Source organism: Streptomyces sp. NPDC058525, from assembly GCF_042719495.1.
Taxonomy (GTDB): domain Bacteria; phylum Actinomycetota; class Actinomycetes; order Streptomycetales; family Streptomycetaceae; genus Streptomyces.
In genome coordinates, this window is sequence record NZ_JBHXNP010000075.1 from 22,452 (window position 1) to 31,411 (window position 8,960).

Here is an 8,960-nt window from a genome sequence, read left to right on the forward strand (position 1 = left end):
GCTCACCAGCGTGCGGCGGCGTGCAACAGCCGCTCGTGTGCGCGGGCGAGATGGGCCAGGGACAGGCTTCCGGCCCGCACGACGAGGAACCAGGTGCGCAGCGGGGGCACCGCGGGCTCCGCGAGGGCCACGACCCGGCCGCTGCCGAGGGCGTCCTGGCACAGGTAGCGGGGCAGGACGGCGAACCCGGCACCGGACTGCACGCATTCCAGTACGGCCCGCAGATCGGGCACGACCACGGTGGCGGCGGCGTCACCGGCGTCGGGCCGGCTGTCGAAGACGGCGGCCCAGTAGCGGGTGACCAGGGGCAGGCTCTCGTGCACCTCGACGAACGGAATGCCCGTGAGGGCGGCGGGACCTGCTTCGCGCAGCTGGTCCGTGCCGATGAGGGCCGCCCAGTACGGCGCGGCGACCAGCACGAGCTCCTCGTCCCACAGCGCGGAGGCGGTGAAGAGCCCGCCCCGGGGGTGGGCGGTGGTCACCACGAGGTCGTGGTGGCCGGCGGCGAGCCCGTCGAGGGTCTCCTCGGCGCCGGTCTGGAGCGCGGCGCGCAGGGTGTGGCCCTGGCCGACCAGGGAGGCGAGGGCGGGCAGCACGCGCAGGCACAGGAACTCGGGTGGCCCGGCGACGTGCAGGGTGCGCGAGGCCCCGGCAGCCTCCCGCTCGGCCTCGGTGATCCGCAGCAGTGCGTCGAGGTGCGGGGCGGCCTTGTGGGCGAGCTCGTCGCCCACGGCGGTCGGTGTGACACCGCGGGCCCGGCGGTGGAACAGCGGGCGGCCCAGCTGTCGTTCCAGGGTGCGGATCTGTGAGGTGACGGCCGGCTGCGACAGCCCCAGGAGCGTTGCGGCACGGGTGAAGGAGCCCGCCCGGTGGACGGCGACGAAGGTGCGCAGCAGGGCCAGGTCCATCGCGGCACCTCTCGGTGGGGGCTTCAACTATAAATATGCCGATAGCCCCCTGTCGTTACCGTGATTGGACTCTGACGCAGAGTCAACTAGCCTTGTCACGTGGTTCTTCGCCGGCAGAACCCAGGGCGGTCCGAGCCACGAGGGGGGAGGCTCGGACCGCCGTTCCACGGGCCCCGTCCCGCCTCAGCCTGCCGCGCCGGCCGCGCGGTCGAGGGCCCGCAGGACGTCCGCGACCAGGTCCTCGGTGTCCTCCGCACCGGCCGAGAAGCGGATGAACCCCTCCGGCACGGCGTCCCCGCCCCACCGCCCGCGCCGCTCGGCGGTGGACCGTACTCCGCCGAAGCTCGTCGCGTCCTCGACCAGGTGGAGGGCCGCCATGAAGCGTTCGGCGTGCGCACGGTCGGGCAGCGTGAAGGACACCACCGACCCGAAGCCCCGCATCTGGCGGGCGGCCGTCTTGTGGGACGGGTCCGAGGCCAGGCCCGGGTAGCGCAGCCCGGTGACGTCGGCACGGTCGGCCAGCGCCTCGGCCACGGCCAGTGCGTTGGCCCACTGGCGCTGCGCGCGCAGCTGGATGGTGGCCAGAGAGCGGTGGGCGAGCCAGGCCTCCATCGGGCCGGGGATCGCACCGACGATCTTGCGCCACTGCCGGACCCGGGCGGCGAGTTCCGGGTCGTGGCAGACGACGTAGCCGAGCAGCACGTCGCCGTGTCCGGTCAGGCCCTTGGTGCCGCTGGCGACCGAGAAGTCCGCGCCGAGCTCGAGCGGCCGCTGGCCGAGCGGGGTGGCCAGGGTGTTGTCGACGGCGACCAGGGTCCCGCCGGCGTGCGCCGCCTCCACGAGGCGGCGTACGTCGCACACGTCGAGCCCGGGGTTGGAGGGGGTCTCGATCCACAGCATCCGGGCTCCGTCGAGCACCGAGAGCTGGGCGTCGTCCCCGGTCGGGGCGGTGCGCACGCGGATTCCGTAGGCCTCGAGCTGTTCCCGCAGCAGGGGCAGCGCCTGGTAGCCGTCGTCGGGCAGGACCACCGTGTCGCCGGTGCGCGCCTGGGAGAGCAGGACGGCGGAGACCGCGGCCATGCCGGAGGCGAAGACGACGGTGTGCACGTCCTGGCCGGGGGCCTCCAGCTCTCCGACGGCCCGTTCCAGGAGGGTCCAGGTCGGATTGGTGTCGCGGCCGTAGGTGTACGGCCCCTCGACGTCGCCGGGCAGGTGGAAGTGGGCGGCGAAGACCGGTCCCGGCAGGGGCGGCTCGTTCTTGACGGGCTCGGGCAGCCCGGCCCGGACGGCCCGGGTGCCGTCGCCGAACCGGGCGGTGTCGTGGGTGTCCTCGATCATGCGGTGTGCTCCTTCACGGCCTCGCGTACGGCGTCCAGCAGGCCGGTGCTTGCCGCCTCGACCAGCTCCAGGCACTCCTCGAAACCGTCGAGGGAGCCGTAGTACGGATCGGGTACGTCGGCCTCGGCGGCCGTGGCCGCCGGGTCGTAGGACCGCAGCAGCCGCACCTTGGCGGCGTCGTGCGGCGTGGGGGCGAGCGCCCGCAGGTCCCGCAGGTGCCCGGCGTCGAGCGCGATGACGAGGTCGAGGCGCTCGAACCAGGAGGCCCGGAACTGCCGGGCCTGGTGGGCTTGCTCGTATCCGGCGGCCTCCAGGACGGAGACGGTGCGCGGGTCGGCGCCGTCCCCCTCGTGCCAGCCGCCGGTCCCGGCGCTGTCGACCTCGACCTGCTCGCCGAGCCCGGCCTCGGCGACGTGCGCCCGGAAGACGGCCTCGGCCATCGGGCGAGCGGCATATGTTGCCCGTGCAGACGAAGCACACGCGGTACATGGGCGGCCCGTTCAGTTCTTGTCGGGCAGGACCATGTTCACGGCCCAGGAGACGATGGAGATGATCAGGCCGCCGACGACCGCGGTCCAGAATCCGTCGACGTGGAAACTGAGGTCGAGCTGCTTGGCCAGCCACGAGGTCAGCATCAGCATCAGGGCGTTCACGACCAGGGTGAACAGGCCGAGGGTGAGAATGAAAAGGGGCAGCGAGAACAGCTTCACCACGGGCTTGACGATGAAGTTGACCAGGCCGAAAACGAGGGCGACGAGCAGCAGGGTGATCGTCCTGCGGCCCAGGCTGCTCCCGTCGTCGAGGGAGATGCCGGCGAGCAGCCAGATGGCGACGGCCAGGGCTGCCGCGTTGGCGAGCGTCTTGACTACGAAATTCGTCATGTGTCTGATCGTGGCAGAGAAGATCCCGGTGGGACATCCGCAGATCAGCGGATGCGAGGGAACGATCGAGTACAAGGGGCACAACAACGATGAAAGCCTTCCGGCTTGACGAACTCGAAGCGGAGCGGGCCGCCAACGACGGCGCCTATCTGCAGTTCGTGCGCGAGCGGCACATGTCGGTCGGGCTGTACGCGCTCGACGCCGGACAGAGCGATCCGCAGCAGCCGCACCGTCAGGACGAGGTGTACTTCGTCGTGAGCGGCCGGGCCTCGATCACGGTCGGGGAGGAGACGACGACCGTGGCGCGCGGCAGTGTCGTCTACGTCCCGGCGGGGGTGCCGCACAAGTTCCACCACATCAGCGAGGACCTGCGCGTGATGGTGGTGTTCTCCCCGCCGGAGGGCTGAGCGGCTCCCGGACGATGAGGGTCGCGGCCCCGGGCCCCTTAGGGGGCGGATCAGGGGACTCCGGGGGCTCGCGGGCCCCCGCCCGGGTCCGCCGACTCCTAGCATCGGGAACAGGAAGTCACGGACGAGGAAGACGAGGAAGAGGTCGCAGACATGGACGGCATCCGAGAGGTATTCGCAGGCATGCCCTGGTGGGTCAAGTGGGTCGCGGTCCCTCTGCTGGCGCTGTTCGTCTTCGGCGGTGTGATCACGAGCATCCTCGGTGCGCTGATCTCGATCGTCTTCAAGCTGCTCCTCTTCGTCGGCCTCGTCGGCGGCCTGGTCTTCGTGGTGAAGAAGTTCAGCGGCCGCGGCGCGAAGTCCTCTTCCTCGGGTGAGTGGTAGAGGGAGCCGGCCCGGAGAGTTCCGGATTGGGCCAGTCGGGGGAAGGTGCCGGGCGAAACCGCTCACACCACAGGAACCGGCCGATACAGTGGCAATCTGTGCCGTCCCCTGGGCGCCGACTGCCGGTACTACTGCTCCGAACCGCGGCTATCCCAAGTACGTGCCGAGCACGACCCCCAGGAGCACGGCATACGCGGGGGTGGCCCCCGCAGGGCGGGCCCCCACAGCCCGCCGCCACGCCTGGGGGTGAGCTTTGTCTTCGGTTCACAACGCCGGAGTGCCGACTCTCATCGGTTCGGTACAGCGGGCGCTGAGGCTGCTCGAAGCGGTTGGCGCGCATAGCGAGGGAGCCCCGGCGAAACAGCTGGCGCGCGAGGCCGGGCTCCCGCTTCCCACCGCGTACCACCTGCTGCGCACCCTGACCCACGAGGGCTATCTGCGCAGAGAGAGCGGAGTCTTCGTGCTGGGCGCCGCGGCCGGTCGCCTGGCCGGTGGAGGACTCCAGCAGAAACGTCGCAGCATGATCCTCGACTCGCTCGCGCACTTCCGCGACGCCGTCGGGGCCCCCGTCTACTTCGCGATGTTCCGCGAGGGTGAGATCGAGGTCGTGGGTGTCTCGGACACCCCGGCCAACCCGGCCTGCGAGGAGTGGGCCGATTTCCGCGAGACCGGCCACGCGCACGCCATCGGGCAGTGCCTGCTCGGCCAGCTCGACGAGAAGACGCGCAAGGACTATTACGACCGGCACCCGGTCGAGGCCATCACCCCTTATACGGTGCCCGATCAAAGGTCACTGGAACACCGGATCGGTTCCTTGCAGCGGATGCAGCCTGTAATCGAACGCCAGGAATATGCCTTGGGCACGGTATGCGCCGCGATCCCCATTACCGCGGGCGATGCCGCCGCGACCATGGCGATTTCTCTACCCTTGCACCAGGAAGAAAGATTGCTTTGTGTAGTCGATCGGCTACGGAGTGAAGTAGGCGCGCTGTTGAGCACCCTCTCGTTCTCTATCAGTATCTGAAAACTCACTCCTTGTGATCTGCTGGCGCTTCCACCACCCTTGTCAAGAGGGCCCTGGGGGATCATTCCTGGCCACTTCCACTACAGCGGGGTAGGCAATGCGCGAGTCGGTACAGGCAGAGGTCATGATGAGCTTCCTCGTTTCCGAGGAGCTCTCGTTCCGGATCCCGGTGGAACTCCGGTACGACGCTCGTGATCCCTACGCAGTCCGCCTTACCTTCCACCTTCCCGGAGACGCGCCCGTGACCTGGGCGTTCGGCCGGGAGCTCCTCCTCGACGGCATCAACAAGCCGTGCGGTGACGGCGATGTGCACATCGCCCCCACCGATCCCGAGGAACTGTCCGACGTCCACATCCGCCTCCAGGTCGGCGGCGACCGCGCTCTGTTCCGCGCCGGCGCGGCGCCGCTCGTCGCGTTCCTCGACCGCACCGACCGGCTCGTACCGCTCGGTCAGGAGCGGAACCTGGGCGACTTCGAGGAGAACCTGGACGAGGCGCTCGGCAAGATCCTGGCCGAGTCCCGGCAGAACGAGCAGAACGCGGGCTGACCGGGCACCACCGATTCAGCGCTTGCGCCGCCGGCCCCGGCCGCCGCGGACCGGTCCCGAGGCCGATCCCGTGCCCGGGGTCCCCGGCCGGTCGGCGGAGACGACCAGGGCAGCCAGCGCCGTCGTCACCGGCACCGAGGCGACGAGGCCGATCGAGCCCACCAGGGTCCGTACGATCTCCTCCGCGACCAGTTCGCTGTTCGCCACCGAACCCATGCTGCTGTTCGCGATCGAGAACAGCAGGAGCAGCGGGAGCGCGGCACCCGCGTACGCCAGCACCAGGGTGTTGACCACCGATGCGATGTGGTCGCGGCCGATCCGGATGGCTGCCCGGTACAGGGAGCGCGGCCCCATCGACGGGTCCGCGTGGTGGAGTTCCCAGACCGCCGACGTCTGGGTGACCGTCACGTCGTCGAGGACGCCCAGCGATCCGATGATCACGCCTGCGAGCAGCAAACCGCTCATGTCGATGTCCGGGTAGAGCCCGTGGATCAGCCCCGTGTTGTCGTCGGTGTTGCCGCTGAGGAACGCCCAGTCGATGAACAGCGAGCCCAGCAGGCCGATCAGCAGCAGCGAGACGAGCGTGCCGAGGACGGCGACCGAGGTGCGGGCGGTCAGTCCGTGGCACATGTACAGGGCGATGAGCATGATCGCGCTCGCCCCGATCACCGCGACGAGCAGCGGGTTCGAGCCTTGCAGGATGGCCGGGAGGATGAAGAGGGTCAGCACGCCGAAGCTGATGACCAGCGCGATCAGCGCGAACAGTCCGCGCATCCGGCCGACCACGACCACCGCGACGGCGAAGATGGCCGCCAGCAGCGCCATGGGGAACTTGCGGTTCACGTCGATCACCGAGTACTGGAGATCGCGCGGGGCGTCCGGCGCGTAGGCGACCACCACCTCCTGGCCGTCCGTCAGCTGCCGTGGTGCGCCCGGCTGGACGATCTCCACGAAGGTGCGGCCCTGGTCCGGCCCGGTGCCGACCCGCACGGTGGCCTTCTTGCACTCGCCCGTCTGCGCGGCCTGCGCCTCACGGCCCTCGGGGGTGGTGACGTTCCCGGTGGTCGGTACCTGCGAGGCGTTCACCGATTTGCAGTCGACGTGCTCGAGCGAGACGACGGTGCCCTGCTGGGTCTGGCGGTCGAAGCCGACGCCCGTGCGCTCGTGGGCGGGGGCGCCGCCCGGCCAGAGCACCACCATGCCGATGCAGACGGCGGCGGCGAAGGGGATCAGCACGGCCGCGATGACCTTGCGCAGGTGCTTCGAGACGGGGGCCGCCGGGCCGTGGCCATGGCTGTGGGAGTGACCGGCGGAGTGCCCGGAACCCGAGTGCGCATGGCTCGTGTGGCCACTGGGATCCGTGGGCTCGGTGGGGGGCTGCGGCGAGGTCGTCACTGGCAGATCATCGCAAGAGATGAGGGGGCCCACTGTTCAGCACGCCCTAGATGACGCTAGCGTGGGGGCACCTTTGCACAACGCGGGAGCTCGGAGCACCGGGCTGAGAGGGCGCTGATCACCGTACGAGCATCACGGATGCGTACGGGAAGAGGCTGCGTCGACCGCCGAACCTGTTACCGGGTAATGCCGGCGTAGGGAGATAGGTCTCATGACCATTCAGGACGCACGCACGTCTGCCGTCAGCCAGGACACCGACGGCCAGACCGAGCGCAAGCCGGGCTGGCACAAGGGCTACGTGGCGGGCTCCCGCCCCGACATCCGGGTGCCGGTCCGCCAGGTCCACCTCACCAACGGCAAGGACGTGACGCTCTACGACACGTCCGGGCCGTACACCGACCCGCAGATCGAGACCGACGTGCGCCGCGGCCTGGCCCCGCTGCGCGAGAACTGGATCATCAGCCGCGGGGACACCGAGGAGTACGCGGGACGTCCCGGGCGCCCCGAGGACGACGGGATCAAGCACACCTCCCCGCGGGGCGGGCTCAAGAACCTCGACGCGGTCTTCCCGGGCCGCCCGCGCCAGCCCCGCCGGGGCCGCGGCGGGGCCGCCGTCACGCAGCTCGCGTACGCCCGCCGGGGCGAGATCACCCCGGAGATGGAGTACGTCGCGATCCGCGAGAACGTCGCCCCCGAGGTCGTCCGCGAGGAGATCGCCGCAGGTCGCGCGGTGCTCCCGGCGAACGTGAACCACCCCGAGATCGAGCCGATGATCATCGGCAAGCGGTTCCTGGTGAAGGTCAATGCCAACATCGGCAACTCAGCGGTCACCTCCTCCATCGAGGAGGAGGTCGACAAGATGACCTGGGCGACCAAGTGGGGCGCCGACACGGTCATGGACCTCTCGACGGGCCGCAACATCCACACCACGCGCGAGTGGGTGCTGCGCAACTCCCCCGTCCCGATCGGCACCGTCCCGCTCTACCAGGCGCTGGAGAAGGTCGACGGCCGCGCCGAGGACCTGACCTGGGAGATCTACAAGGACACGGTCATCGAGCAGGCCGAGCAGGGCGTCGACTACATGACGGTCCACGCCGGCGTGCTGCTGCCCTACGTGCCGCTGACCGCCCGCCGCAAGACCGGCATCGTCTCCCGCGGCGGATCGATCATGGCCGCCTGGTGCCTGGCGCACCACAAGGAGAACTTCCTCTACACGAACTTCGAGGAGCTCTGCGAGATCCTCGCGACGTACGACGTCACGTACTCGCTGGGTGACGGCCTGCGCCCCGGTTCCATCGCGGACGCCAACGACGCGGCCCAGTTCGCCGAGCTGAAGACGCTGGGCGAGCTGAACACGATCGCCAAGCGCCACAACGTCCAGACGATGATCGAGGGCCCGGGCCACGTCCCGATGCACAAGATCAAGGAGAACATCGACCTCCAGCAGGAGATCTGCGAGGAGGCGCCGTTCTACACGCTCGGCCCGCTGACCACGGACGTGGCGCCCGCGTACGACCACATCACCTCGGGCATCGGCGCCGCGATGATCGCCTGGTGGGGCACCGCGATGCTCTGCTACGTCACGCCCAAGGAGCACCTGGGCCTGCCCAACCGCGACGACGTCAAGACCGGCGTCATCACGTACAAGATCTCCGCGCACGCCGCGGACCTGGCCAAGGGGCACCCCGGAGCCCAGGAGTGGGACGACGCGCTGTCGGACGCCCGCTTCGAGTTCCGCTGGGAGGACCAGTTCAACCTGGCCCTCGACCCCGACACGGCCCGTGAGTTCCACGACGAGACCCTGCCCGCCGAGCCGGCCAAGACCGCGCACTTCTGCTCCATGTGCGGTCCGAAGTTCTGCTCGATGAAGATCTCGCAGGACATCCGCCGCGAGCACGGCGGCGACCTGAAGGCCGAGGAGATCCAGGCGGGCATGGCGGAGAAGTCGGCCGAGTTCGCGGCCTCGGGCAGCCGCGTCTACCTGCCGCTGGCCGACTGACGCAGCGCTCACGCGCGGGGGCGGGGGGGGGGGCCCGGCGCGGGGGGGGGGGGGGGGGCCCCGGGGGACAGAGAAAG

At 70.0% G+C, this 8,960-nt stretch carries 9 protein-coding genes, 1 pseudogene and 1 riboswitch; of the genes and pseudogenes, 5 read left to right on the forward strand and 5 right to left on the reverse strand.

Going from position 1 to position 8,960, the window contains the following annotated elements:
* Window positions 1–2: 2 nt before the first annotated feature.
* The 4 genes and pseudogenes from ACFWP3_RS29095 to ACFWP3_RS29110 all read right to left on the reverse strand — a co-directional run bounded on the left by ACFWP3_RS29095 (window position 3) and on the right by ACFWP3_RS29110 (window position 3,127).
* Window positions 3–908 (reverse strand): LysR family transcriptional regulator, encoded by a 906-nt coding sequence (locus tag ACFWP3_RS29095; protein WP_384226781.1) that lies wholly within the window; start codon window positions 906–908, stop codon window positions 3–5.
* A 183-nt stretch (window positions 909–1,091) separates the two neighbouring features.
* Window positions 1,092–2,246, reverse strand: coding sequence for a cystathionine gamma-lyase (locus ACFWP3_RS29100; RefSeq protein WP_384226783.1), 1,155 nt, complete (start codon window positions 2,244–2,246; stop codon window positions 1,092–1,094).
* Window positions 2,243–2,735: pseudogene (locus ACFWP3_RS29105) on the reverse strand (low molecular weight protein-tyrosine-phosphatase). Before ACFWP3_RS29105 ends, ACFWP3_RS29100 begins: the two are co-directional and overlap by 4 nt.
* Before the next feature lie 11 nt (window positions 2,736–2,746).
* Entirely contained in the window at window positions 2,747–3,127 is a 381-nt protein-coding gene (locus tag ACFWP3_RS29110) for a phage holin family protein (RefSeq protein WP_384226786.1), read from the reverse strand.
* Window positions 3,128–3,216: 89 nt separating this feature from the next.
* On the opposite strand from ACFWP3_RS29110, the gene ACFWP3_RS29115 reads away from it, so the two are divergent.
* From ACFWP3_RS29115 to ACFWP3_RS29130, 4 genes are all read left to right on the forward strand, one after another.
* Entirely contained in the window at window positions 3,217–3,534 is a 318-nt protein-coding gene (locus ACFWP3_RS29115; RefSeq protein ID WP_384226788.1) for a cupin domain-containing protein, read from the forward strand.
* 153 nt (window positions 3,535–3,687) lie between these two features.
* A complete protein-coding gene (locus ACFWP3_RS29120) occupies window positions 3,688–3,918 on the forward strand; it encodes a DUF5326 family protein (protein ID WP_384226790.1) in 231 nt (76 codons plus the stop codon).
* 277 nt (window positions 3,919–4,195) lie between these two features.
* Window positions 4,196–4,942, forward strand: a complete 747-nt coding sequence (locus tag ACFWP3_RS29125) for an IclR family transcriptional regulator (RefSeq protein WP_384226792.1) — start codon at window positions 4,196–4,198, stop codon at window positions 4,940–4,942.
* Window positions 4,943–5,039: 97 nt separating this feature from the next.
* On the forward strand, window positions 5,040–5,489 hold the full coding sequence (locus ACFWP3_RS29130; protein WP_362582366.1) for an SsgA family sporulation/cell division regulator: 450 nt from the start codon (window positions 5,040–5,042) through the stop codon (window positions 5,487–5,489).
* 15 nt (window positions 5,490–5,504) lie between these two features.
* Here ACFWP3_RS29130 and ACFWP3_RS29135 read toward each other — a convergent pair whose 3' ends face one another.
* Window positions 5,505–6,884, reverse strand: coding sequence for a YibE/F family protein (locus ACFWP3_RS29135; protein WP_384226794.1), 1,380 nt, complete (start codon window positions 6,882–6,884; stop codon window positions 5,505–5,507).
* 72 nt (window positions 6,885–6,956) lie between these two features.
* Window positions 6,957–7,102: riboswitch (TPP riboswitch) on the forward strand.
* On the opposite strand from ACFWP3_RS29135, the gene thiC reads away from it, so the two are divergent.
* Window positions 7,096–8,883, forward strand: a complete 1,788-nt coding sequence (thiC, locus tag ACFWP3_RS29140) for a phosphomethylpyrimidine synthase ThiC (RefSeq protein WP_384226796.1) — start codon at window positions 7,096–7,098, stop codon at window positions 8,881–8,883. It overlaps the preceding riboswitch by 7 nt.
* Window positions 8,884–8,960: the final 77 nt, after the last annotated feature.

Coding starts and splice junctions, on each gene's coding strand:
- ACFWP3_RS29130 (WP_362582366.1), top strand. CDS start 5,040: ATGCGCGAGTCGGTACAGGCAGAGGTCATGATGAGCTTCCTCGTTTCC.
- ACFWP3_RS29095 (WP_384226781.1), bottom strand. CDS start 908: ATGGACCTGGCCCTGCTGCGCACCTTCGTCGCCGTCCACCGGGCGGGC.
- ACFWP3_RS29115 (WP_384226788.1), top strand. CDS start 3,217: ATGAAAGCCTTCCGGCTTGACGAACTCGAAGCGGAGCGGGCCGCCAAC.
- ACFWP3_RS29110 (WP_384226786.1), bottom strand. CDS start 3,127: ATGACGAATTTCGTAGTCAAGACGCTCGCCAACGCGGCAGCCCTGGCC.
- thiC (WP_384226796.1), top strand. CDS start 7,096: ATGACCATTCAGGACGCACGCACGTCTGCCGTCAGCCAGGACACCGAC.
- ACFWP3_RS29100 (WP_384226783.1), bottom strand. CDS start 2,246: ATGATCGAGGACACCCACGACACCGCCCGGTTCGGCGACGGCACCCGG.
- ACFWP3_RS29120 (WP_384226790.1), top strand. CDS start 3,688: ATGGACGGCATCCGAGAGGTATTCGCAGGCATGCCCTGGTGGGTCAAG.